This is a genomic window from Nocardia niwae NBRC 108934 = DSM 45340, from assembly GCF_001613465.1.
Classification (GTDB): domain Bacteria; phylum Actinomycetota; class Actinomycetes; order Mycobacteriales; family Mycobacteriaceae; genus Nocardia; species Nocardia niwae.
This window is the reverse complement of the sequence record NZ_BDCK01000035.1, coordinates 14,647-37,092: the sequence shown is the minus strand read 5'-3', so window position 1 is coordinate 37,092 and position 22,446 is coordinate 14,647. Positions and strand designations below refer to the sequence as shown.

General features: G+C 70.0%; 24 protein-coding genes. 11 read left to right on the top strand and 13 right to left on the bottom strand.

The features are described 5' to 3' along the window. Positions 1–64: 64 nt before the first annotated feature. The gene (locus NNI01S_RS24860) at positions 65–859 is read left to right on the top strand and encodes an HAD family hydrolase (protein ID WP_063022587.1); all 795 of its coding nucleotides are present in this window, start codon (positions 65–67) and stop codon (positions 857–859) included. A gap of 28 nt (positions 860–887) precedes the next feature. Here NNI01S_RS24860 and NNI01S_RS33820 read toward each other — a convergent pair whose 3' ends face one another. Together NNI01S_RS33820 and NNI01S_RS24855 are read right to left on the bottom strand one after the other, a co-directional pair. Next, positions 888–1,223 carry a Clp protease N-terminal domain-containing protein gene (locus NNI01S_RS33820; RefSeq protein ID WP_084489293.1) on the bottom strand — a complete coding sequence of 112 codons (336 nt, stop codon included), beginning with the start codon at positions 1,221–1,223 and terminating at the stop codon, positions 888–890. Positions 1,224–1,522: 299 nt separating this feature from the next. Then, entirely contained in the window at positions 1,523–1,933 is a 411-nt protein-coding gene (locus tag NNI01S_RS24855) for a VOC family protein (RefSeq protein WP_063022557.1), read from the bottom strand. 94 nt (positions 1,934–2,027) lie between these two features. On the opposite strand from NNI01S_RS24855, the gene NNI01S_RS24850 reads away from it, so the two are divergent. After that, the gene (locus tag NNI01S_RS24850; RefSeq protein ID WP_063022586.1) at positions 2,028–2,996 is read left to right on the top strand and encodes a helix-turn-helix transcriptional regulator; all 969 of its coding nucleotides are present in this window, start codon (positions 2,028–2,030) and stop codon (positions 2,994–2,996) included. Between the two features lie 10 nt (positions 2,997–3,006). On the opposite strand, the gene NNI01S_RS24845 is transcribed toward NNI01S_RS24850, so the two are convergent. Then, entirely contained in the window at positions 3,007–3,690 is a 684-nt protein-coding gene (locus NNI01S_RS24845) for an SGNH/GDSL hydrolase family protein (protein ID WP_063022556.1), read from the bottom strand. Between the two features lie 8 nt (positions 3,691–3,698). After that, the gene (locus tag NNI01S_RS34740) at positions 3,699–5,111 is read right to left on the bottom strand and encodes an MFS transporter (RefSeq protein ID WP_063022555.1); all 1,413 of its coding nucleotides are present in this window, start codon (positions 5,109–5,111) and stop codon (positions 3,699–3,701) included. Positions 5,112–5,214: 103 nt separating this feature from the next. Between NNI01S_RS34740 and NNI01S_RS24835 the strand changes: the two genes are divergently transcribed. Next, on the top strand, positions 5,215–5,844 hold the full coding sequence (locus NNI01S_RS24835) for a TetR/AcrR family transcriptional regulator (RefSeq protein WP_063022554.1): 630 nt from the start codon (positions 5,215–5,217) through the stop codon (positions 5,842–5,844). On the opposite strand, the gene NNI01S_RS24830 is transcribed toward NNI01S_RS24835, so the two are convergent. The 7 genes from NNI01S_RS24830 to NNI01S_RS36580 all read right to left on the bottom strand — a co-directional run bounded on the left by NNI01S_RS24830 (position 5,845) and on the right by NNI01S_RS36580 (position 12,682). Next, positions 5,845–6,531 (bottom strand): hypothetical protein, encoded by a 687-nt coding sequence (locus NNI01S_RS24830; protein ID WP_063022553.1) that lies wholly within the window; start codon positions 6,529–6,531, stop codon positions 5,845–5,847. Positions 6,532–6,613: 82 nt separating this feature from the next. After that, entirely contained in the window at positions 6,614–7,453 is an 840-nt protein-coding gene (locus NNI01S_RS24825) for a sirohydrochlorin chelatase (RefSeq protein WP_084489291.1), read from the bottom strand. 1 nt (position 7,454) lies between these two features. Next, on the bottom strand, positions 7,455–8,750 hold the full coding sequence (locus tag NNI01S_RS24820) for a sulfate adenylyltransferase subunit 1 (protein WP_063022552.1): 1,296 nt from the start codon (positions 8,748–8,750) through the stop codon (positions 7,455–7,457). A gap of 1 nt (position 8,751) precedes the next feature. Continuing rightward, positions 8,752–9,684, bottom strand: coding sequence for a sulfate adenylyltransferase subunit CysD (gene cysD / locus NNI01S_RS24815; RefSeq protein ID WP_063022551.1), 933 nt, complete (start codon positions 9,682–9,684; stop codon positions 8,752–8,754). A gap of 229 nt (positions 9,685–9,913) precedes the next feature. After that, the gene (locus NNI01S_RS24810; RefSeq protein ID WP_063022550.1) at positions 9,914–10,630 is read right to left on the bottom strand and encodes a phosphoadenylyl-sulfate reductase; all 717 of its coding nucleotides are present in this window, start codon (positions 10,628–10,630) and stop codon (positions 9,914–9,916) included. A gap of 20 nt (positions 10,631–10,650) precedes the next feature. Then, a complete protein-coding gene (locus NNI01S_RS24805) occupies positions 10,651–12,465 on the bottom strand; it encodes a nitrite/sulfite reductase (protein WP_245676358.1) in 1,815 nt (604 codons plus the stop codon). 124 nt (positions 12,466–12,589) lie between these two features. Then, complete coding sequence (locus tag NNI01S_RS36580; RefSeq protein WP_350356343.1) at positions 12,590–12,682, bottom strand: Ms4527A family Cys-rich leader peptide; 93 nt, start codon at positions 12,680–12,682, stop codon at positions 12,590–12,592. Between the two features lie 212 nt (positions 12,683–12,894). Here NNI01S_RS36580 and NNI01S_RS24800 point away from each other — a divergent pair, with 212 nt between their 5' ends. The 3 genes from NNI01S_RS24800 to NNI01S_RS24790 all read left to right on the top strand — a co-directional run bounded on the left by NNI01S_RS24800 (position 12,895) and on the right by NNI01S_RS24790 (position 14,882). After that, entirely contained in the window at positions 12,895–13,302 is a 408-nt protein-coding gene (locus NNI01S_RS24800; protein ID WP_063022549.1) for an SgcJ/EcaC family oxidoreductase, read from the top strand. 55 nt (positions 13,303–13,357) lie between these two features. Next, complete coding sequence (gene hemW / locus NNI01S_RS24795) at positions 13,358–14,566, top strand: radical SAM family heme chaperone HemW (RefSeq protein WP_084489290.1); 1,209 nt, start codon at positions 13,358–13,360, stop codon at positions 14,564–14,566. A 100-nt stretch (positions 14,567–14,666) separates the two neighbouring features. Then, positions 14,667–14,882, top strand: a complete 216-nt coding sequence (locus tag NNI01S_RS24790; RefSeq protein WP_063022548.1) for a hypothetical protein — start codon at positions 14,667–14,669, stop codon at positions 14,880–14,882. A gap of 3 nt (positions 14,883–14,885) precedes the next feature. On the opposite strand, the gene NNI01S_RS24785 is transcribed toward NNI01S_RS24790, so the two are convergent. Beyond that, complete coding sequence (locus NNI01S_RS24785; RefSeq protein ID WP_063022547.1) at positions 14,886–15,851, bottom strand: AraC-like ligand-binding domain-containing protein; 966 nt, start codon at positions 15,849–15,851, stop codon at positions 14,886–14,888. Between the two features lie 254 nt (positions 15,852–16,105). Between NNI01S_RS24785 and NNI01S_RS24780 the strand changes: the two genes are divergently transcribed. The 5 genes from NNI01S_RS24780 (at position 16,106) to NNI01S_RS24760 (ending at position 20,982) form a co-directional block, all read left to right on the top strand. Next, entirely contained in the window at positions 16,106–16,927 is an 822-nt protein-coding gene (locus tag NNI01S_RS24780; protein WP_063022582.1) for an alpha/beta fold hydrolase, read from the top strand. Between the two features lie 13 nt (positions 16,928–16,940). Further along, positions 16,941–17,744, top strand: a complete 804-nt coding sequence (locus NNI01S_RS24775; protein WP_063022546.1) for an alpha/beta fold hydrolase — start codon at positions 16,941–16,943, stop codon at positions 17,742–17,744. Positions 17,745–17,916: 172 nt separating this feature from the next. Then, the gene (gene hrcA, locus NNI01S_RS24770) at positions 17,917–18,948 is read left to right on the top strand and encodes a heat-inducible transcriptional repressor HrcA (RefSeq protein ID WP_063022581.1); all 1,032 of its coding nucleotides are present in this window, start codon (positions 17,917–17,919) and stop codon (positions 18,946–18,948) included. Between the two features lie 141 nt (positions 18,949–19,089). Next, the gene (gene dnaJ, locus NNI01S_RS24765) at positions 19,090–20,241 is read left to right on the top strand and encodes a molecular chaperone DnaJ (RefSeq protein WP_063022545.1); all 1,152 of its coding nucleotides are present in this window, start codon (positions 19,090–19,092) and stop codon (positions 20,239–20,241) included. Continuing rightward, a complete protein-coding gene (locus tag NNI01S_RS24760) occupies positions 20,242–20,982 on the top strand; it encodes a 16S rRNA (uracil(1498)-N(3))-methyltransferase (RefSeq protein WP_063022544.1) in 741 nt (246 codons plus the stop codon). It begins immediately after the preceding gene. Between the two features lie 160 nt (positions 20,983–21,142). On the opposite strand, the gene NNI01S_RS24755 is transcribed toward NNI01S_RS24760, so the two are convergent. Beyond that, entirely contained in the window at positions 21,143–22,393 is a 1,251-nt protein-coding gene (locus tag NNI01S_RS24755; RefSeq protein ID WP_063022543.1) for an MFS transporter, read from the bottom strand. Positions 22,394–22,446: the final 53 nt, after the last annotated feature.

Here is a 22,446-nt window from a genome sequence, read left to right as displayed (position 1 = left end):
GGGTGCGAGTCTCGTCGCGCCGGATTCACCGCTGGACGCGGTGCGGCCGAGGCACAATGGATTGATGGCATCCGGGGGTCCCCAGCTGATCGCGCTGGACGTGGACGGGACGCTGCTGGACACGGGAACACCGATCAGTACGCGGGTGGTCGCGGCCGTGCGCGCGGCCGTGGCGGCGGGGGCGCACGTCGTGGTGACCACCGGGCGCACGCTGCTGACCACGCGCCCGGTGCTCACCGAACTCGGTCTGCGGGACGGACATGCCTTGTGCTCGAACGGCGCCGTGCACATCGACGTGGCCAGAGGAGAACCGGTCGCGATTCAATCATTCGATCCCGCGCCGGCGATCACCGCGTTGCGCGCCCTGTTCCCGGCGATGATCTTCGCCGTGGAGAAGGTCGGCATCGGCACCTGGGCCACCGGCGCCGGTCCCGGCGAATTCTCCTTGGGCGAGTACCTGCTCGTCGACCACCACGCGTTGAGCAGCGAGCCGACTCCGCGCCTGAACGGCTGGTTGCCGGACGGTTCGCTGGAGGAGATGCTGCTCGCGCTGCGCTCCTTACAAGTGCCCGGAGCGAGCTGGGTGCACGGCGAGTTCGGGCCGTGGCTCACCGTCTCCCGGCAGGGCGTGTCGAAGGGATGGGCGCTCGAACAGCTCCGTCTCGCGCTGGGCGTCCCGGACGAGGCGACCCTGGCCATCGGCGACGGATACAACGATCGCGACATGCTGCGCTGGGCAGCGCATTCGGTCGCGATGGCCAACGCGCCCGAAGACATTCGCGACCTCGCCGACGAAGTGACCGGTCACGTCCTCGACGACGGCGTCGCCACCGTCCTGGAGCGCTGGTACCGCCCCTGACCAGGCGCCAGGAGAATCGCCTGCGCTGTCAGCCTCCGTCGGATCCACTCCGTCCACCGGTTGCCGTCCCGGGTGTGTTGTATCCGTCCGAACGCAGGAAGTCGGTCAATGCTTCGGCGTAGTCGACCGGGTTCATCATTCGCGCGAGTACGTGGACGGGGACCGATCTCCCCTCACGCAGGATCGCGAGTACGAGGTGTTCGACACCGACGAAATCGTGTCCGATCTCGCGCGCGACGTCGGCCGAATCCAGCAGTATCCGGTGTAGCCGGGGCGTTCGAGTCAATCCGTCATCCGGGAAGACCGCTCCTGGTGGTTGTTCGATCGAACGCCCGGTTCTTTCGTCGCCCTCGAACTCGGGCATCCCTTACCTTCTTCCTTGCGTCGCTCGACGGGAGAACGGCCCTGCGCGAGTCGGAGTTTCCCTACGACGAAACCGCATGGCATCACCGATCCAACCAGCCGAACGCCCGCCACCGCTACGGTCGGTTGCGCTGCTATGACCACCGCGCCCGACTCGTTCGACGTGCGGCAGCCGCATTCCCGCCCGGCGGCGGCAACGCTGAACCACTTCCAGCCGATGCCCGGCAGCCCGGGTAGACAACGCCGATGTCGGGGTGGGAGTGCCCGGCTCGCCGGATCGGAGGGCCACTGTCGGTCGCTCTACGCGGGCCCGGTTTCGGCCAGGACCTCCAGGTAGTGCGGGTTGGACATGAGGCCGAGGACGTTGCCGAACGGGTCGACCACGGCGGCGGTGACGAAGCCTCCGCCCTCGCCGCGCGGCGTGATGGGGTCGTAGACGGTCGCGCCGAGTTCGAGCAGACGGTCGAAGGCGGCGCGCAGGTCGTCGACGTGCCAGTTGACGATGGCGCCGCCGGGGGCGTTGCGGGCTCCGGCGGGGGCGTAGGCGCGGTTCACGATGCCGAATTCGTGCTGGTAGTCGCCGAGGCGGAACTCGTAGTAGCCGCCGGGGACGTGGTAGTAGGGCTCGATGCCGAAGAACCGGGTGTACCAGTCCTTGGCGGCCTCGAGGTCGTCGGCGTAGAAGGTGCTCGTCGCCATTCCGCGCAGCATGGGGTTCTCCTTCGAGTCGTTTCTTCCGTGGTGCAACCATCATCCGATCCAAAGTGCGCACGGAATGAGCACTTTCAGCGGCAGAATTGTGCACATGCGAGCGGACCGATTGGTGGCGATCCTGCTGATGATGCAGAGCCGGGGACGGGTGACGGCCGCGCAGGTCGCCGCGGAACTGGAGACCTCGGTCGCCACCGCGCGCCGGGATCTGGAGGCGCTCTCGGCCGCCGGGGTGCCGGTGTATCCACAGCCCGGGCGCGGCGGCGGCTGGTCGCTGGTGGGCGGTGCGCGCACGGATCTGAGCGGGCTGACGGCGGGGGAGGCGCGGGCGTTGTTCCTCCTGGCCGGTCCGTCCGCGGGTGCGGTGCCGGAGGCCAGGTCGGCGCTGCGCAAGCTGGTCCGGGCGCTACCGCAGACCTTCCGAGGGGATGCGGAAGCGGCGGCCGATGCCGTGGTGATCGACCCGGCGCGCTGGGGCGCGACCGACCGCGAGCTGCCGCCGGTGGTGTCGCTGCTGCAACGCGCTGTCGTGCAGCGCAACAAGGTGCGGCTGCGCTATGACAACCGCACCGGCGAGCGATCCGAGCGTCTGGTCGATCCGTGGGGGCTGGTGGACAAGGACGCCGTCTGGTACCTGGTCGCCGGGACCGAGCGAGGCCAGCGGACGTTCCGCGTCGACCGGATCGCCGAGGCGGTGCTCACCGGCGAACCAGCGCACCGCCCGGACGATTTCGACCTCTCGGCCGCGTGGGCGAAAGTGGTCGAGGAGATGGAGCGGCGCCGCGCGACCACCGCCGCCACCCTGTTGATCTCCGAACGCCTGCTGCCGGTTCTGCGCGACCAGCAGGGCAGGAACTGCGTGGTGGACGGCCCGGCCGGTGACGGTCGCGTCCGGGTTCGCGTCACGGCCCCCACCGCCTGGATGCTCGCCCAGCAGCTGGCCGGTTGGGGCGCCTCGATCGAGGTGCTCGGTCCTGCCGATGTCCGCGCCGAGCTGGCCCGCCTGGGCGCCGAACTGCTCGACCGCTACGGACCGGACCGTCCGCCCGATGCGGCATCGTGACAAAGGTGCGTCAGCGCGGCGCGAGAACGTGACCCGCCAGCGTGCGCACCATATCCGAGGCCAGTACCGCGTGGCCGCTCGTGCTGAAGTGGATGAGGTCGGCGCTCATCAGGTCCGGCCGCAGGCGCAGCGGGTGGTCCCAGAGTTCGAGCAGGAGTGCGTCGTAGCGGACGGCCAGTTCGCGGACCAGATCGTTGAGCGCGGCCATCCGTTCGCGCATCGGGCGCATGGGCGCCATGCGGTCGATCTCCCACACGTCGGCCAGGGTGAACGTGACGACCTGCGCGCCGGTGCGGGTCAGCGTCGCGAACAGGGTGTCCAGGTTCGTCCGCAGCTCGGCGAGATCACCGCCGGGCAGGAATAGATCGTTGCCGCCGCAGCTGAGGTGGACCAGGTCGGGCTGGAATTCGAGGACGGTCGGCAGCTGTTCGGCGAGGACCTGGGCGGAGGTGGCGCCGATCCGGCCGGTGTTCAGGTAGGCCAGACCCGGGCGGACCGCGCTGAGCACGCCCGCGACGCGATCGGCCCAGCCCACCGGTTCGTATCCCGGGCTGGGGTCGCCGACGCCCTGCGCGATGGAGTCGCCGAGCACCGCGTAGCGCTGCCACGGCGCGTCGGCGAGCAGGCGTCGCTGTTCCGCAGCAGGCAGCACCAGCGGGTCGTTCGCTTCGGTTCGAATAGCCTTGTCGCTCACTGTTTTTCCTAGTTGTCGACGGAGAAGGCGGGGATGCGGGACGGTAGCGCCGCCAGGCAGGCGGCCGCGGCCGCGATGCCCGCGCACACGGCGAAGAGGGTGTGGAACGCGCCGATGGGATCGTCGGGTCGCGCCGCGAACACAGCGGCCAGCACCGCGACGCCGAGCGCGCCGCCCACCTGCCGCGCGGTCAGATTCATGCCGGTCCCGGCGGCGAACTGCTGCGGCGGAAGGGAACTGGCCGCGGCGGTGCCCAGCACGGTGACGACGAAGCCGATGCCTCCGCCGCCGAGCACGCCTGCCGGAATCCACGCCGCCCACAGGTTCGGGGTGGGTCCGAACGCGTCCGTGCTCATCCATACGGTGCACGCGACGAACATCGCCGCACCGAGCACACCCAGCCAGCGCCTGGCCGTGGGGGAGGGGATCCGGCCCGCGACGGTCGCCGTCACGATCGACGCGACCGCCCCGATGGTCATCGCGCCCGCGGAGCCGAGCACCGAGTATCCCCAGATCGCGTCCAGGAACAGCGGTCCCGACAGCAACCAGGCGAACATGGCGGCTCCGAAGACGAACGAGGTCGCGTTGGCCAGCGCGTAGGACCTGCTGCGCCAGAGGTCCACGGCGATCGCGGGCTCGCGGTGACGTGCGGAGCGGACGAGCGCGGCGACCACCAGCAGTCCGCCGCCGATCAGCGCGGTCAGCGTCCCCGCCGAGGCCCAGCCCCAGCGCTGCCCTTCGGTGACGCCCGCGACCAGCCCGCCGAGCCCCAGCGCCACCGCGAGGGTGCCGATCGGATCCGGCAGCGCGCCGCCCGAAGGACGGCCGTCCGCGGCCGGAGTGCGCACCGCCGCGGCGATGAGCACGACAGCCACCGGAACGTTGATCACGAAGACCGCCCGCCAGTCGAATCCTTCGACCAGCGCGCCACCGAGCGCGGGACCGACCACCGCGGCGAACCCGCCCGCGGCCGACCACGCTCCGATGGCCGCTCCGATCTTCTCCCGTGGGGTGGCGGCGAGCACCAGACCGAGGGCCGAGGGCACCATCAGCGCCGCTGTGGCGCCCTGCAGCACCCGGCCCGCGATGAGCCAGCCCGCCGTCGGAGCGAGTCCGCACAGCAGGGAGGTGATTGCAAAACCGGCCAGTGCGCCGAGGAACAGCCTGCGGCGTCCGAGCGTGTCGGCGAAACGTCCGGCCGGTGTGAGCAGCGCGGCGAACGCGACCGCGTACCCGCTGACGATCCAGGTCAGCGTGGTGGTGGCCGTGCCGGGGAAGTCCCGGTGAATCGAGGGGAAAGCGATGTTGACGACCGAGAGGTCGAGGAAAGCGATGAATGCCGCGCCGCAAGCGATGAGCAAGGTGCGGGTAGCCGCGGTCGTGGTCGGTGGGCGGTCCAGCCGCACGGACGCGTCGGTCATGAGGAGTCCTTAGGAAGTGGGGAAACAAAACGCACGATCGTTCGTTCACTTAAAGTACGACCATACGTTCGTATGTGCAACGTCCAAGTGGAAGAATGACGTCATGACCGAGTCCGTCACTGCGGGCGGCCACCCGCGCGAAACCGATCAGCGCTTGGCAAAAGGCGCCCGTGCGCGGGCGTCGATCGCTCGCCGCGCCGCCGACGTGGCCTCCGTCGAAGGCCTCACCGGCCTCAGCATCGGCCGTTTGGCAGCCGATCTGGGGCTGAGCAAAAGCGGCATCGCCACCCTGTTCGGCAGCAAGGAGAGTTTGCAGCTCGCCGCGGTGAAGACCGCGCGGCAGGTCTTCGTCGACGAGGTCATCACGCCGAGCCTGCGCGAGCCCGCGGGACTACCGCGCCTGCGCGCCCTGGTCGAGCGCTGGTTGGGTCAGGTGGCCGACCCGGCATTTCCCGGCGGGTGCTTCCGCGTCGCGACTCTCGCCGAATTCGACAGCAGACCGGGACCGGTACGCGACGCCATCGCCGAAGACCGCCGGGACTGGCTCGCATTCCTGACGAGGGAGATTCGCCGCGCTCGAGAGCAGGAGCATCTCGACGGCCGTTCCGCCGAGGCGGTGGCCTTCGAACTGGACGCGGTGATCGCCGCGGCGCACACCGCGCGGCAGCTGGGCGACGAGCGGGGCGTGCGCACCGCGTACGCCGTCGTGGCGGATCTGCTCGGAGGCCGGTGACTAGTCCGCTGGTGAGCCGTTGACCAGGTAGTCCAGGTAAGAGCCCGGCATCGGGCACAATTCGACGCCGTCGGCGTCCACGATGTGCGGCCGGATGGCTCCGGTGGGGGTGATCTCGGGGCTTTCGATCAGCACCGTGGTCGTGGCCGGAAGCGCGAGGAATTGCACCGCGAACGGCATGGCGGTGGCCAGTTCTAGCAGCGTGGTGTAGTACGACGCGCGATGCGCGTGGTCTTCGAAGCACTCGACCGACCAGCCGGAGAATTCCGGGTCGTCGGTCGCGGCACGGGCCAGGACTAGCACCGGGGATTCCAGCCCGCAGGACGAGACAATCGCCTGCTGGTCCTCGGCGGGAAAGTCCAGGCGATCGGTCAAGCCGACACCGGCCGCCACTTCGCGCTGATACCAGACGTCGCGCAGCGTGCGGTCGACCTGCTCGGCCCAGGTCTGCGTATCGGTGCGCTCGGCGAGCCCCAGGGTGCCGTCGTCGCGGCCACGCACCCGGACCAGATTCCAGCCGATCCGGATCGTCTCGCCCGGGCGGTACTGCGTGCCCGCCGCGACGGTGGACTCCAGATACGACAGCAGCCAGTGCTCCATGCCGGGCAACTGCGGCTCGGTGAAGACGACGGTGAACTCCGGGTGCCCGTGGCTGGCGCAGGAGGTGGTGCGGAACGACTCGACCATGCCATGTTCCTAGCACGAGGAGCGCGCCGGCGGACGACTCCGTGGTTCCCAGGGACCGGGTCGGCCGTTCGACGCCGAACGGTCACGCCGAGAGCGCGCGCGTCTGCGTAATTGCCGCGTGATAGCGATCCAGGACGACCCGGGTGAGGGCCGGATGCGCGCCGAGCACATCGGCGTGGATCGCCCGCGGCGCCGCGTGGGCGAGGCGATCGGTCAGCAACCCTGGTGCGAGAAACCAGGGGGCGACCAGCACGTGGTCCGCGCCGCGGGCGCGCAGTCGTGCGATCGCTTCGGTCACCGACGGTTCGGTGGTCGCGAAGCACATCTCGGTGTGCCAACCGGTGTGGGCGGCCAGGCGCGTGGCCACTTCGGCGGTGCGTGCGTTGGCCGCGGCCGACGACGAGCCCACCGCCGCGACGGCGACGCCCAGGCGCCGATCCGCCCCCGCCCGCCCGGAGACTGCGGCGAGCACGCGGTCGCGCAGCACACCGATCAATCCGGCGTCCGCGCCGAGCACGTCGGCTTGGGTCAGGCGCAACCCGAGATGCCGTGCGCGGGCGGCGGCGAGCAGTCCGGGCAGGTCGACCCTGGCGTGGAAGGCGCTACCGAGCAACAGCGGCGTCACCACGGCATGGGTGTGCCCATCGGCGGCGACGGCGTCCACGACCTGTTCCACCGACGGAGCGGTGAGATCGAGGAACGCGGTCCGGACGTCGAGGTCAGGACGCGTGGCCGCGACGGCGCCGACCATCTCCGCCACGGTCGCCGCCGAGCGCGGGTCACGACTGCCGTGGGCCACCGCGATCAGCGCGGGCGGCCGCGCCGCGCTCCGGTCGAGCGCGCCCGGATGATCGAGCCGGGACGCCGGGCCACAGGCGCGCGGAACCGGCGGGTCGCCGAAAAAAGCTCGCCGCACGGCCATCTCAGGCTCCGGTGCCGACCTCGACGGCGGTCAGCACGTCGCCGACCAGGCCCGCCGCCAGCGTGTTGCCACCGGCCGGGTCGATCAGCAGGAAGCTTCCGGTGTGCCGGTTCGCTCGGTAGTCGTCGGCCGCGATCGGCTCGGCGACCCGCACCGAGATGCGCCCGATGTCGTTGAGCTCCAAGGACTCCGGGTTCGGATCGGCCGCCAGGCGCTGCTCGTCGAAGCGCTCCAGCAGCGCGCCGACGATCGCCTGGGTGGTGCGGGTGCCGTGCTTGAGCAGCAGTCGCGCGCCGGGGCGCAGCGGCTTGTCGCCCAGCCAGCACACGGTGGCGTCGAAGGCGTCGACCGGCTCCGGGGCGTCGGCGGTCGAGGCGATGATGTCGCCCCGGGAGATATCCACGTCATCGGCGAGGATCAACGTGACGCTGCGTCCCGCCTGCGCCACCGCGAGTTCGCCGTCGGGAGTGTCGATCCGCTCCACGGTCGTGCGGATACCCGAGGGCAGCACCACGACCTCGTCGCCCGGGGCGACCGCGCCCGCGGCGATCTGCCCGGCGTAGCCACGGTAGTCCGGGTGCTCGGCGGTACGCGGCCGGATCACGTACTGCACCGGGAACCGCAAGCCCAGCGCGTGGCTGCCGGTGCTGTCGGCGTCGACCGGCACCGACTCCAGGTGCTCGATCAGCGAGGGGCCGTCGTAGTACGGGGTGTTGTCCGACCGGGTGGCGATGTTGTCGCCGTGCAGCGCCGAGACCGGGATCTCCAGCACGTCCTCGCTCGACCAGCCCAGCGTGCTGGTCAGCTCGTTGAACTCCGCGGAGATCGCGGCGAAGACGGCGGCGGCGTCGTCCACCAGATCGATCTTGTTCACCGCGAGCACCAGCTTCGGCACGCCGAGCAGCGCGAGCACGGCGGCGTGCCTGCGGGTCTGCTCGATGACGCCCTTGCGCGCGTCGACCAGCAGGATCACCAGTTGCGCGGTGGACGCGCCGGACACGGTGTTGCGGGTGTACTGCACGTGCCCGGGGGTGTCCGCGAGCACGAAGGAGCGGCGCGGCGTGGCGAAGTAGCGGTAGGCGACATCGATGGTGATGCCCTGTTCGCGTTCCGCGCGCAGTCCGTCCACGAGCAGCGAGAGATCCGGTGTGGCGAGACCCTTGTCCACCGACGCGCGGGTGACGGCGTCGATCTGGTCGGCCAGAACGGATTTCGTGTCGTAGAGCAGGCGTCCGACCAGAGTGGACTTGCCGTCGTCGACAGAACCGGCGGTGGCCAGCCTCAATAGGTCGGACATGTCAGAAATAACCCTCTCGTTTGCGGTCTTCCATCGCGGCTTCGGAGACGCGGTCGTCACCGCGGGTCGCGCCGCGTTCGGTCAGTCGGGACGCGGCGACTTCGGCGAGGATCGCCTCGTTGTCGGCCGCGTCGGAAAGCACGGCGCCGGTGGAGGAACCGTCGCCCACGGTGCGGTAGCGCACCGACCGGGTCTCCAGCACCTCGCCGTCGCGCGGGCCGCCCCACACGCCGGGCGTCATCCACATGCCGTCGCGCAGGTACACCGGACGTTCGTGCGCGTAGTAGATGCTCGCCAGGTCGATGTCCTCGCGGGCGATGTAGCGCCAGATGTCCAGCTCGGTCCAGTTGCTCAGCGGGAACACCCGCACGTGCTCACCCGGTGCGTGGCGCCCGTTGTACAGATTCCACAGCTCGGGACGCTGCCGCTTCGGGTCCCACTGGCCGAAGGCGTTGCGCAGCGAGAAGATCCGCTCCTTGGCGCGCGAACGCTCCTCGTCACGGCGTCCGCCGCCGAACACGGCGTCGAACCGGTGCTCGCTGATCGCGTCCAGCAGCGGGACGGTCTGCAAGGGGTTGCGGATGCCGTCGGGGCGCTCGGTGAGCCTGCCGTCGGCGAGGTAGTCCTCCACCTTCGCCACGTGCAGGCGCAGGCCGTAACGCTCGACCACCTTGTCCCGGAATTCCAGTACCTCGGGCAGGTTGTGCCCGGTGTCCACGTGCAGCAGCGCGAACGGCAGCGGCGCGGGCCAGAACGCCTTGAGCGCCAAGTGCAGCAGCACGGTGGAGTCCTTGCCGCCGGAGAACAGGATCACCGGCCGCTCGAATTCGCCCGCGACCTCGCGGAAGATGTGGATCGCCTCGGACTCCAGCGCGGCGAGGGTGTCGAAATCGCTGATGCCGAGCGAACGTTCGCTTCGAATGGTTTCGGTCATGCTGTGTCCTTCTTCGCATGCCCGAGGGGGCCCTACGTGGTTACGCAGGCTGCCTCCTCCGGGCCCTGACTCGGTCATGCTGTGTCCTTCTTCGCATGCCCGAGGGGCCCTACGTGGTTACGCAGGCTGCCTCCTCCGGGCCCTGACTCGGTCATGCTGTGTCTTTTTCCGCATGCCCGAGGGGGCCCTACGTGGTTACGCAGGCTGCCTCCTCCGGGCCCTGACTCGGTCATGCTGTGTGCAACCCGCATTCGGTCTTGGCGAGGCCGGCCCAACGACCGCTTCGGGGATCGGCTCCGGGCTCCGGCTTCCGCGTGCACGGAGCGCAGCCGATGGACGGATACCCCTCCTCGACCAGGGGATTGACGAGGATGCCGTGCTTTTCGATGTAGTCCTGCATCTCGTCGTCGGACCACGGCGCGATCGGGTTGATCTTCACCAGTCCGAATGCCTCGTCGAACGAGATCAGCGGCGCGTTGGCGCGGGTCGGCGCCTCCACCCGGCGGATGCCGGTGACCCAGGCGTTGTATCCCGCGAGCGACTTCTGCAGCGGGACCACCTTGCGCAACCGGCAGCACTCGTTCGGCTCGCGGGCGAACAGATCCTTGCCCAGCAGCCGATCCTGTTCGGCGACCGTGTGTTCCGGGCGGACGTCGACCACGTTCACCCCGTACACGGCCTCGACCGCGTCCCGGGTGCCGATGGTCTCGGCGAAGTGGTAGCCGGTGTCCAGGAACAGCACGTCCACGCCGGCGCGGATGCCCGCGGCCAGGTGCACGAGCACGCCGTCCTGCATGTTGGAGGCCACGATGTAGTTCGTGCCGAAGGTGTCCTCGGTCCATTGCAGGAGTTCGGTCGCCGAGGCGCCGTCGAGTTCGGCGGCACCGCGCGCGGCGATGGCGCGGAGCTCGTCCTCGGACAGCTTTTCCGCGAGTTCGGTTGTCACAGTTGATCTCCCGTCGACACTTATCTCAGGTCGGCTTCGTCGGCGCGGACCGCCCACTGGGCGAACCGTTCGCCGTCCGTACGCTGCTTGACGAAATTGCGCACCACGCGGTCGATGTAGTCGCCCAATTCCTGCGTGGTCACCTTGTGCTGGCGCAGCTTGCGCCCGAAGGCGCTGTCGAAGCCGAGGCTGCCACCGAGGTGAACCTGGAAGCCCTCCACGTGATTCCCGCTGCCGTCGTCGACCAGCTGGCCCTTGAACCCGATGTCGGCGATCTGCGAGCGGGCGCACGAGTTCGGGCAACCGTTGATGTTGATGGTGATCGGGACGTCCAGCTGCGCGTTCAGGTCCGCCAGCCGTTCCTCCAGCTCCGGCACCAGCGCCTGGGACCGCTTCCGCGTCTCGGCGAAGGAGAGCTTGCAGAACTCGATGCCGGTGCAGGCCATCAGATTGCGCCGCCACAGCGAGGGCCGCGCCTGCAGGCCGAGTGGTTCCAGCTCGTCGATCAGAGCGTCGACCTTGTCGTCGGGCACGTCGAGCACGATCAGTTTCTGATACGGGGTGAACCGGACGCGGTCGGAGCCGATCCGCTGCACCGCGTCGGCGACCCTCGTCAGGACGGTGCCGGAGACCCGGCCCGCGATGGGGGAGAAGCCGACGGCGTTGAGCCCGTTGCGCAGCCGCTGCACGCCCACGTGGTCGATCGGCTTGGTCGGTTGTTCCGGCGCCGGACCGTCGATCAGCTTGCGTTTCAGGTACTCGTCCTCCAGCACCTGACGGAACTTCTCGATACCCCAGTCCTTGATCAGGAACTTCAGGCGCGCCTTGGTGCGCAGGCGGCGGTAGCCGTAGTCGCGGAAGATCGAGACGACGGCCTCCCACACGTCCGGCACCTCCGCCAGCGGCACCCACACGCCCACCCGCTGCGCCAGCATCGGGTTGGTGGACAGGCCGCCGCCGACCCACAGGTCCAGGCCGGGGCCGTGCTCGGGGTGCACGACGCCGATGAACGCCACATCGTTGATCTCGTGCACCACGTCCTGCTGCCCGGAGATCGCGGTCTTGAACTTGCGCGGCAGGTTGGAGTACTCCTTCTTGCCGATGTAGCGGCGCACGATCTCCTCGATCGCGGGCGTGGGGTCGATGACCTCGTCCAGCGACTCGCCCGCCAGCGGGGACCCGAGCACCACGCGCGGGCAGTCGCCGCACGCCTCGGTGGTCTTCAGGCCGACCGCTTCGATCCGCTTCCAGATCTCGGGGACGTTCTCCACCTCGATCCAGTGGTACTGCACGTTCTCCCGGTCGGACAGATCCGCGGTGTCGCGGGCGAACTCGGTGGAGATCTGACCGAGCGTGCGCAGCTGCGCGAGGTTCAGCGCGCCGCCGTCGCAGCGCACGCGCATCATGAAGTACTTGGCCTCGAGCAGGTCGATGTTCTCATCGCCGGTCCAGGTGCCGTCGTAGCCCTGCTCGCGCTGGGTATAGAGGCCCCACCAGCGGAACCGGCCGCGCAGGTCGCCTTTGTCGATGCCGTCGAAGCCGGTCTTGGCGTAGATGTTCTCGATGCGGGCGCGGACGTTGAGGGGGTTGTCGTCCTTCTTGGACTGCTCGTTCGGGTTCAGCGGCTCGCGGTAGCCCAGCGCCCACTGGCCTTCGGCCTTACGGCGCACGGGCTTACCCGTGCGGGCGCGCGGGCCGGTGGAGGTCGCCTCGGGACGCGGGCGGTCCGGGCGGACACGGCGTTCGGAGGCCGGGCGGTCGGGACGCGCGCGGTGCCCGGGCTGGGGTTCGGGCGTGGGCTGATCGGTCGGACCGGCGTCGGTGCTCGACGTCATGGGGTCGCTCCTGCGGGGTGGGTGGTACATCCTGCTGAGGGCGTGAGGGGCTGACTCACGCCTGCGGTGTCAGCGGGCCGATGAAGTCGGGATCGCCGGGAAGCCGGGGATCGGGCGCGCTGAGCTACCGGAGGGAACCGGGCAGACAGCAGGCGCTACAGACGCGCTTGTAATCGACGTGGCGACGTGCCACAAGTCGGATCTCCAAAGCGCGCATGCGGCCATTGTGCCACGTCAGAGATGGCCTTCCGACCCCGCGTCCAGTATTTCCCGCACTTTGACGGGAAATGCCCTGGACGCTCGACCCGGTTTGTGACGGCAGTCATAGTTCGGGGTCCGAACCAGGCGCGTGATACGCCCACCGCGTCGGGTGTGACACCGCGCACGCCACTTGACCTCGAGTGGGGTCGAGGTAGCACGCTCGGCGGCATGAGTAACACAGCTGTCGACACCGCCGCCGAACTCGAGGCCATCCACGCGGTGGTCGCGAGCGTCCAGCACGCCCAGCGGAACGAACTCGTCGAGGAATTCGCCGCCCTGTTCCGCGAGGACGCGATCTGGACCACCGGGCACGGCAAACGACTCTTCGGACGCGCCGCAATCGCCGAGTTCACCGCCCGGGTGCTGCCGGGGGCCACCGCGCACGGCACCGCCACCTACGAGGTCGAGCATGTGCTGTTCATCCGCCCGGACGTGGCCGCGGTCAAGGTGCGGCAGCGTTATCTCACCCCGGAGGGCGTTGTGGACAGCGAAGGCAGCCCGCTGTACGTGATGTCCAAGGAGGACGGCCGCTGGCTGCTCACCGCCAACCAGAACACCCCTGTCGTGGGGGAGTGAACCGCAGCGGAGTCCCGGGCGTCGGCGCGGTCGCGGCGCCGTTCACACTGGACAGGTGAGTTCTTCCGCCGTCTCCGCCCGCACCGACACCTCCGCGCCGGTGCTGCACGACTTCGGCGACGGCCCGTTCGGGATCTACGTCCACGTGCCGTTCTGCGCCACGCGGTGCGGCTACTGCGATTTCAACACCTACACCGCGGGCGAACTCGGCACGTCGGCTTCACCGCAGTCGTGGTCGAGGGCGTTGCGGGGTGAGCTCGCCACCGCGGCGCGGCAGTTCGCCGCGCTGCCCACCCCGACGCCGGAGGTGTCCACCGTTTTCGTCGGCGGAGGAACGCCCTCCCTGCTGGGCGGCGACGGGCTCGCGGCGGTGCTGGACGCCGTGCGCGCCGAGTTCACCCTCGCCGCCGGGGCCGAGGTCACCACGGAGTCCAATCCGGAATCCACTTCCCCGGAGTTCTTCGAACGCATCCGCGCGGCGGGATTCACCAGGGTGTCGCTGGGCATGCAGTCGGCCGCGGAGCACGTGCTGAAGGTGCTCGATCGCACACACACCCCGGGCCGCGCGGTGTCCGCCGCCCTGGAGGCGCGCGCCGCGGGGTTCGAGCACGTCAACCTGGACCTGATCTACGGGACGCCCGGTGAGCGTGACGCCGACCTCGACGCCAGCCTGGACGCGGTGCTCGCCGCGGGCGTCGATCACGTCTCGGCCTACTCGCTGATCGTGGAGGACGGCACCGCGCTGGCCCGCCGGGTGCGCCGGGGCGAACTCCCCGCGCCGGACGACGACGTGCTCGCCGGCCGCTACGAACGGATCGACGCGCGCCTGCGATCGGCGGGTTTCGGCTGGTACGAGGTGTCGAACTGGGCCGCAGGCGAGGCGGCGGTCTGCAGGCACAACCTCGGCTACTGGGACGGCGGTGACTGGCTCGGCGCCGGGCCGGGCGCGCACAGTCATGTCGGCGGCGTGCGGTGGTGGAACGTGAAGCATCCCGCGCGGTACGCCGATCGGGTCGGCGCGGGCGGGCTGCCCGCCGCGGGCTGGGAAGCGCTCAGCGCGGACGAGCGGTACACCGAGCGGGTCATGCTCGCTGTCCGGCTGCGCACCGGCCTGCCGCTGGCCGACCTGGCCTCCGCGAGCCGCGCCGCCGTCGACCGGGTCGTCGCCGACGGCCTCGCCGTCCGCAGCGCGGACGATCGGCTCGTCCTCACCGACCGCGGTCGCCTCCTGGCCGACGGCGTCGTCCGCGAACTGCTCGGCTGATCCAGATCACGGGTTGGGCACTACGACGACCTACGTGTCTCGTTCCGGTAACGCGAAGCTGCCCGCCCGCGTAGTCTGCGACCAACCCCCAAGGAGACTCATGGCGTCGGCACGACACATCACCCTTATCCATGAACCGGGCGAATTCGCGGAGGCGCGAGCAGCGGAGAAAGCGGAGAACGCGCGCCAGTGCGCCGTCGCCGCCCGCACCGTCGCCAGCTACGCGGAGAACGCCGCCGACTGTGAGTCGCTGCTGGCGATGCTCGGTCTCGACGCCCTCGCGGGCAAACACGCGAAAGCCGGCGATCGCGGCTGACCGCTACGACTCGTCCGTGAACTGGGCGGTCCTGCGCCATTCCCGCGGCGAAACCCCGTAGGCGGCGCGAAAGCGCCGGGCGAAATGCGACGGGTCGCGGAAACCCCAGCGGCGCGCGATCATCGCGATCGTCCGGTGCTCGTGGTCCGGCCGGGCCAGATCGCCGCGCACCCGCTCCAGCCGCTGACCGATGATCCACTGCTCGAGGCGGAACTCCGCGTTCGCGCAGATCTTGTAGAGCTGCCGGACCGACATGTTGTGCGCCTTGGCGATCTGTTCCGATCCCAGATCGGGATCGGCCAGGTTGCGCCGGACGTAGGCGCGGATCCGGGACAGCAGGATGTCGGACGGCACGACCGAGCCGTTGCCGTCGTCGCTGCTCGCCGACAACAGCAGTCCCCGGATCAACTCGATGCTGGCGCAGCCCGACAGGGCGGCCGCGGGATCGGCGCTGAGCGCGTCGGCGTCGGCGGTCAACTGGACGATATGGTTGGCGACCAGCCGGTAGTGTGGGCTGTCCGGCGCCCTGGCGGCGGCCTGGCTGATCAACTCGGCGGGCAGGCCGAGTTGATCGAGCGGCACGCGCAGCCAGGTCGACGCGCCGTCGCCGCGCCAGCCGAAGTCGTAGGGTGCGTTCAGGTCCATGACGTGCAGCTCCCCCGGCCGCACGACGCGCAGGACGCCGCCTTGCTCGTAGCGTCCGTCCCCCGTCTGCTGCACCGCGATCGCCAGCACCGGCGCGGGGGAGGCCCGTACCTGCTTCGGCGTCCGGATCACCTGGATGCCCGAAGTGCGCGCGCGGAAGACGCTCGCCGCGCCGAACTGCCACATGTCGAACGTGGCGTGGACACGCTCGTCCGGCCCGTCCAGCACGACATGGGACGGGACCGATGCCTCCTGTACCGCCGCGGCCACCGCGCCCGCCCGCTCATGGGGCGCGATGGTGTCCGAATTGAACACGACCGTCATCACAGCCTCCGTCGCAAATGAGACAGATTCGGCAATCCTCGCACGGGCGCGGCGCAGCGGGTCGTGCATTCTGAGCCGAAGATCGTGCACGCACAGTCCTTTTTCCGGCAGCCGCCCGTCATACGCTGTCGAACGGCGATCGACCGAGATCGGCTCCGGGTCCGGTGGCGTTCCTGCACGGCCTCGGCGAGAACCCTCCGGCGGTGCCCGGCGACACGCAGTCCGACCATCCATCCGGATCGAAGGGAACTGTCATGCCAACGATCACCACCACCGATGGCGTCGAGATCTACTACAAGGACTGGGGGTCGGGACGTCCCGTGGTGTTCAGCCACGGCTGGCCGCTGAACGGCGACGCCTGGGAAAACCAGATGAACCTGGTGGCGAGCAACGGCTGTCGCGCCATCGCGCACGACCGGCGCGCGCACGGCCGGTCCGGTGACGTGTGGGAGGGGCACGACATGGACCACTACGCCGACGACCTCGCCGCGCTGCTGAACGAGCTGGACGTCAAGGACGCGGTTCTGGTCGGGCACTCCACCGGCGGCGGTGAGGTGACCAGGTACCTGTCCCGGCACGGCACGTCGCGGGTAGCCAAGGCGGTGCTGCTCGGCGCGGTCCCGCCGTTGATGCTGCAGACCGATGCCAATCCCGAGGGAACGCCGATCCAGGCGTTCGACGACATCCGCGCCGGCGTGGCAGCCGACCGATCGCAGTTCTGGAAGGACCTTTCGGTCCCGTTCTACGGCGCCAACCGCGCGGGCTCCGAGGTCTCGCAGGGGCTGCGCGACCACTTCTGGCTGATGGGCATGCAGGTGGGGCTCAAAGCAGCGTTCGACTGCGTCGAGGCGTTCTCGGAGACCGATTTCACCGCCGAGCTGCCGAGCATCGACATCCCGGTGCTGGTCGCGCACGGCGACGACGACCAGATCGTGCCGTTCGCCGCCGCGGGCGCCAAGACGGCGCAGCTGCTACCGCGAGCGCAGTTGAAGGTGTATCCCGGCGCCCCGCACGGCCTGTGCGGTGATTACGAGAAGGCGTTCAACGCCGACCTACTGGACTTCTCGAAGAACTGAGGAGCGAGACCCTATGACGAACCAACGCTGCCTGCGCCGCGCCGTGGCCGCGCTCGCCTTCGCCCTCGCCGCCACGGTCTCGGCCGGGCCCGCGCAGGCGCAGCCGCTGCCCACCATCGTGCTCGTGCACGGCGCCTTCGCCGACACCACCAGCTGGGACGGCGTCGCCGCCGCGCTGCGTGAGCGCGGCTATCGCGTGGTGACCCCGGAGAATCCGCTGCGCGGGCCCGCCTACGACGCGGCCGCCGTGCAGCGCACCCTGGATGCGCTCAGCGGGCCGGTCGTGCTGGCGGGGCACTCCTACGGCGGCTTCGTGATCAGCAACGTGCGCGACCCGAAGGTGGAATCCCTCGTCTACATCGCGGCCTTCGCGCCGGTGCAAGGCGAGGTGGCCCAGGCGGCCCTCGACCCGATCCGCTTCCCGGGCAGTCGGCTGCTGCCCCCCGCCCTGCAGGTGAAGATCGTCGACGACGCCACGGGCGTCGCGGGGAAGAACCTGGACGGCTATGTCGCGCCCGACAGCTTCAACGCCGTCTTCGCCCAGGACGTCGGCCCGGCGACCGCGGCCGACATGATCGCCCACCAGCACTCCATCGCCGTGAAGGCCAACCTCGAACCCTCCGGGCCGCCTTCCTGGTCCGGCACCCCGAGCTGGTACCTCGTCTCGGCGGCCGACCGGGTCATACCCCCGTCCTCTCAGCGCTTCATGGCCCAGCGCATGGGAGCTCGCACCAGTGAGATCGACGCCTCGCACGCGTCACTGGTCTCCCGGCCCGACGCCGTGGCCGCCGTGATCGACGCCGCCGTCCCCCGCTGAGCGCGGCGTCGCCGCTCCGTCGACGAGAGGCGTAGCGGACGGGGGTTGCGGGTACCGACAATTAGACTGTGGTCGACAGACGAACCGTGATTCGCCTGCGTTGTGTGTCGGCCGCGGATCGTCGGCGCCGGATACGGCGCGACGGAAGACGGAAAGCGAGGAGGTGCGGCCGATGTCGAGCACCGAGGATCGGCGCTTCGAGGTCCTGCGCGCGATCGTCGCGGACTATGTCGCGACCAAGGAGCCGATCGGGTCGAAGACGCTCGTCGAGCGGCACAACCTGGGAGTTTCCAGCGCGACGGTGCGCAACGACATGGCAGTGCTCGAAGCCGAGGGCTACATCACCCAGCCGCACACGAGTTCCGGCCGCATCCCCACGGACAAGGGCTACCGGCAGTTCGTGGACCGGATCTCCGAGGTGAAACCGCTGTCGCCGGCGGAGCGCAGGGCGATCATGGAATTCCTGGAGTCCGGCGTCGATCTCGACGACGTCTTGCGCCGGGGCGTGCGCCTGCTGGCCCAGCTGACCAGACAGGTCGCCGTGGTGCAGTACCCGACCGTGTCGGCGTCCACGGTGCGGCACATCGAGGTGGTCGCGCTCAATCCCGCGCGCCTGCTGCTGGTGGTGATCACCGACACCGGCCGGGTCGACCAGCGCCTGGTGGAGCTCGGCGCGGTGATCGACGACGAGGATCTGGCCGCGCTGCGCGGCATGCTGGGCGGTGCGATGGACGGCAAACGTCTCGCCTCGGCCTCGGCGGCGGTCGCCGAGCTACCCGAGCACGCGCCGCTGCGGCTGCGCGATGTGCTGGTGCGGGTGTCCACGGTGCTGGTGGAGACCCTGGTGGAGCATCCCGAGGAGCGATTGGTGCTCGGCGGCACCGCCAACCTCACTCGCAACGCCGCCGACTTCGGTTTCCCCGGGTCGCTGCGCGCGGTCCTGGAAGCGCTGGAGGAGCAGGTGATCGTGCTCAAGCTGCTCGCCGCGGCCCAGCAGCCGGGGACGGTTACTGTCCGGATCGGCGAGGAGACGCAGGTCGAGCAGATGCGCGGCACGTCGGTGGTGTCCACCGGTTACGGCGCGGCGGGCGCGGTGCTCGGCGGTATGGGGGTGCTCGGCCCGACCCGGATGGACTATCCGGGCACCATCGCGTCGGTCGCGGCGGTCGCCCGATATATCGGCGAGGTCCTCGCCGAGCGCTGACCTGACGTCGCCCGGCGACGCCACTGCTACGCTCGACCCTTCGGCCGGATAAAGTTGAGTGCACAAGACTAATGCTGTTGCCTGCGCGCGTCGCGGGCACCGGCGGCACTGTCGAGAACGACCAAGGACTAGAGAACTCAAGTGGCACGGGACTATTACGGACTGCTCGGCGTCGCGAAGAACGCGACCGACCAGGAGATCAAGCGGGCATACCGCAAGCTGGCGCGTGAGCTCCACCCCGACGTCAACCCCGACGAGGCGGCGCAGGCCAAGTTCAAGGAAGTGTCGGCCGCCTACGAGGTGCTGTCGGATCCGGAGAAGCGGCGCATCGTCGACATGGGCGGCGACCCGCTGGAATCCGGCGGCGGCGGAGCCGGGTTCAACGGCGCGGGCTTCGGCGGGCTCGGCGACGTGTTCGAGGCGTTCTTCGGCGGCATGAGCGGATCGGCCGGGGCGCGCAAGCCGCGCGGCCGCGTCCAGCCGGGCGCCGATTCGCTGATCCGCACCCGGCTGAGCCTGGCCGAGTGCGCGGTCGGCGTCACCAAGCACCTGACCGTGGACACCGCGATCCTGTGCGACATCTGCCAGGGTTCCGGCACCAACGGCAACTCCAAGCCGGTGCGCTGCGAAACCTGCGGCGGCGCAGGCGAAGTCCAGTCGGTGCAGCGGTCCTTCCTCGGCCAGGTGCTGACCTCCCGTCCGTGCCCCACCTGCCGTGGCGCGGGCGAGACCATCCCGGACCCCTGCCACAAGTGTGGCGGCGACGGCCGGGTGCGGGCGCGCCGCGAGATCGCCGCCCCGATTCCCGCCGGCGTCGCGAACGGCATGCGGGTGCGGCTGGCCGCGCAGGGTGAGGTCGGCCCTGGCGGCGGCCACGCGGGCGACCTGTATGTCGAAATCGTGGAGCAGCCGCACGACGTCTTCGTCCGGGACGGCGACGATCTGCACTGCACCATCCGGGTGCCGATGGTCGACGCGGCGCTGGGCACCACCGTCGTGATCGACACCATCCTGGACGGCCCGACCGAGCTGACCATCCCGGCCGGCACCCAGCCCGGCGAGATCTCGGTGTTGCGCGGCCACGGCATGCCGCGGCTGCGCTCCAGCGCGCGCGGCGACCTGCTCGCGCACCTGGACATCGTGATCCCGGCCAAACTGGACGGCAAGCAGACCGAACTGCTGCGCAAGTACAAGGGATTGCGCGAGCGGGAGCGCGCCGAGGTGATGTCGACGCAGTCCGAGCACAACAGCGGTCTGTTCGCGCGGTTGCGCGCCTCGTTCAGCGGGCGCTAGGTGGCCGCGACGGTTTTCTACCTCGACGAGGTGCCCGAACCGGGCGCGGTCGCGGTGCTCGACGGCCCGGAGGGCAGGCACGCCGCCACGGTGCGCCGCATTCGGGTCGGCGAGCCGATCACCCTCTCCGATGGACGCGGGGTGCTCGCCGAATCCGAAGTCGTCGCCGCGCACCGCGACCGGCTCGATCTGGCGGTGCGCAACCGGACACTGGCGGCCCCGCCCGCGCCACCGGTCACCGTCGTGCAGGCGCTGCCGAAATCCGATCGCTCGGAGTTGGCGGTCGAGCTGATGACCGAGGCGGGCGCGGACGTCGTCGTGCCCTGGCAGGCGGCGCGTTGCGTCGCGAACTGGGAGGGCAAGGCCGCGAAAGGCGTTGACAAGTGGCGGGCCGCTGCCCGTTCGGCCGCCCGCCAGTCCCGCCGGGCCTACATCCCGGACGTGCCGGACCTGCACCGCACCAAGGATGTGCTGGAGTTGATCCGCGAGGCGAAGGCCGGTGGGGCGATCGTCGCGGCGCTGCACGAATCCGGTGCCGCCCGCTTCACCGCGCTGCCCTTCGCCGACGCGACCCGGATCGTGCTCGTGGTGGGCCCGGAAGGCGGGCTGGACGACGCGGAGCTCACCGCCTTGGCCGAGGCGGGAGCGGACGTGACTTTGCTCGGGCCGACGGTGCTGCGCACTTCCACCGCGGCGGCGGTCGCTCTCGGCGCTCTCGGCGCTCTGACCCCGCGCTGGTGAGAGCAGAGGTGTCGAATCCGTCCTGCGTGAGGCCCGGCATTCGGGCGAGCGCATCGCGCATGCCGTAGCCGCACGGCGACTCCCACTCCCCCGATCGGGGCCGGCGCCGCGCCGGGACACCGGAGTGGCGTCGCCGTCATCGGCAGGGGCTTCGACCGGATCACACCTGAGTGGGTGCCGTTTCCAGCACGCTTCCGGTACCCGCCGTCGCCGCACCGTGGTGTGCTCGATGCGACACCCACAGCAGTAGCGCCGCGATGACCATCAGCGATCCGATACCGCAGACCAGACCGAGCCATCCCGCGCGGGCGTAGGCGATCCCCGCCGTTCCGCCGACGAGTGCGCTGCCGAGGTAATAGGCGAACAGGTACAGCGACGAGGCCGCACCGCGATTGCCTTCGGCCATCGCTCCCACCCACGCGCTCGCCGCGGTGTGCGCCCCGAAGAATCCCGCCGTGAAGAGCAATACGCCGAGGAGCACGGTGCCGATGTGGTCGGGAATCGTCGTGACCAGCCCGATCGTCATCACGACCAGCGATATCGCCAGCACCGACGGCCTGCCGATTCGATCGGTCAACCGGCCGGCGGCCGCCGAAGCCGCCGTTCCGGCCAGGTACAGCACGAACACCAGCCCGGCCAGCGCTTCCGGCAATCCGAACGGCGCGCTGCTCAGCCGGTAGCCGAGATAGTTGTACATCGAGACGAACCCGCCCATCAGGACGAACGCCAGCCCGAACAGGGCGAGCAGTCCGCGATGGCGCAGCTGGCCGGTGAGGTCGCCGAGCACGGTCCGGAATCCGGCGGGGCGCGCGACGAAGCCGCGCGAGGGCGGGAGCCGGCGGACGAACCACACGGTGCAGGCCACGGCGGCGAGGGAAACCATGGCCTGCGCCCACCGCCAGGACGCCAGTTCCAGGGTGAACGCCGGAATCAACCGCCCGGCCAGCCCGCCTATCGTGGTGCCCGCCACGTAGATGCCCATCGCGGCGCCCAGTCCGTCTCCGCCGATCTCCTCCGCCAGGTAGGCCATCGCCACCGCTGGTACGCCGGCCAGCGCGATGCCCTGCAGCGCGCGTCCGGCGAGCAGCAGATCCAGGGAGGGGCTCAACGGCAGTAGCAGTCCGATCACCGCGGCCGCGACGGCGGAACCGATCATCACCCTGGTCCGGCCGATCCGCGACGAGAGCGCGCTCACCGGGATGATCGCCACCGCGAGGAAGCCGGTGGTGAGCGATACCGCCAGCGCGGCCCGCGCGGGCGTCGCACCGAACGCGGCCGAGAGGCTCGGCAGCAGAGCTTGCGCGCTGTACATGGAGGCGAAGGTCGTGAGACCGGCCGCGAACAGCGCGAGGGTGATCCTGCGTTCGTGGCCGACGTCCCTTGTCGTTCTTCTGATCCGGGTCGTGGTCATGGCTCCTCCTTTCGTCCAGCATCGCCAGCCGCGCTTCCACAAGGAAATGAATA

Coding starts and splice junctions, on each gene's coding strand:
- NNI01S_RS24860 (WP_063022587.1), top strand. CDS start 65: ATGGCATCCGGGGGTCCCCAGCTGATCGCGCTGGACGTGGACGGGACG.
- NNI01S_RS33820 (WP_084489293.1), bottom strand. CDS start 1,223: ATGCCCGAGTTCGAGGGCGACGAAAGAACCGGGCGTTCGATCGAACAA.
- NNI01S_RS24855 (WP_063022557.1), bottom strand. CDS start 1,933: ATGCTGCGCGGAATGGCGACGAGCACCTTCTACGCCGACGACCTCGAG.
- NNI01S_RS24850 (WP_063022586.1), top strand. CDS start 2,028: ATGCGAGCGGACCGATTGGTGGCGATCCTGCTGATGATGCAGAGCCGG.
- NNI01S_RS34740 (WP_063022555.1), bottom strand. CDS start 5,111: ATGACCGACGCGTCCGTGCGGCTGGACCGCCCACCGACCACGACCGCG.
- NNI01S_RS24835 (WP_063022554.1), top strand. CDS start 5,215: ATGACCGAGTCCGTCACTGCGGGCGGCCACCCGCGCGAAACCGATCAG.
- NNI01S_RS24830 (WP_063022553.1), bottom strand. CDS start 6,531: ATGGTCGAGTCGTTCCGCACCACCTCCTGCGCCAGCCACGGGCACCCG.
- NNI01S_RS24825 (WP_084489291.1), bottom strand. CDS start 7,453: ATGGCCGTGCGGCGAGCTTTTTTCGGCGACCCGCCGGTTCCGCGCGCC.
- NNI01S_RS24820 (WP_063022552.1), bottom strand. CDS start 8,750: ATGTCCGACCTATTGAGGCTGGCCACCGCCGGTTCTGTCGACGACGGC.
- cysD (WP_063022551.1), bottom strand. CDS start 9,684: ATGACCGAAACCATTCGAAGCGAACGTTCGCTCGGCATCAGCGATTTC.
- NNI01S_RS24805 (WP_245676358.1), bottom strand. CDS start 12,465: ATGACGTCGAGCACCGACGCCGGTCCGACCGATCAGCCCACGCCCGAA.
- NNI01S_RS36580 (WP_350356343.1), bottom strand. CDS start 12,682: ATGCGCGCTTTGGAGATCCGACTTGTGGCACGTCGCCACGTCGATTAC.
- NNI01S_RS24800 (WP_063022549.1), top strand. CDS start 12,895: ATGAGTAACACAGCTGTCGACACCGCCGCCGAACTCGAGGCCATCCAC.
- NNI01S_RS24790 (WP_063022548.1), top strand. CDS start 14,667: ATGGCGTCGGCACGACACATCACCCTTATCCATGAACCGGGCGAATTC.
- NNI01S_RS24785 (WP_063022547.1), bottom strand. CDS start 15,851: ATGACGGTCGTGTTCAATTCGGACACCATCGCGCCCCATGAGCGGGCG.
- NNI01S_RS24780 (WP_063022582.1), top strand. CDS start 16,106: ATGCCAACGATCACCACCACCGATGGCGTCGAGATCTACTACAAGGAC.
- NNI01S_RS24775 (WP_063022546.1), top strand. CDS start 16,941: ATGACGAACCAACGCTGCCTGCGCCGCGCCGTGGCCGCGCTCGCCTTC.
- hrcA (WP_063022581.1), top strand. CDS start 17,917: ATGTCGAGCACCGAGGATCGGCGCTTCGAGGTCCTGCGCGCGATCGTC.
- NNI01S_RS24755 (WP_063022543.1), bottom strand. CDS start 22,393: ATGACCACGACCCGGATCAGAAGAACGACAAGGGACGTCGGCCACGAA.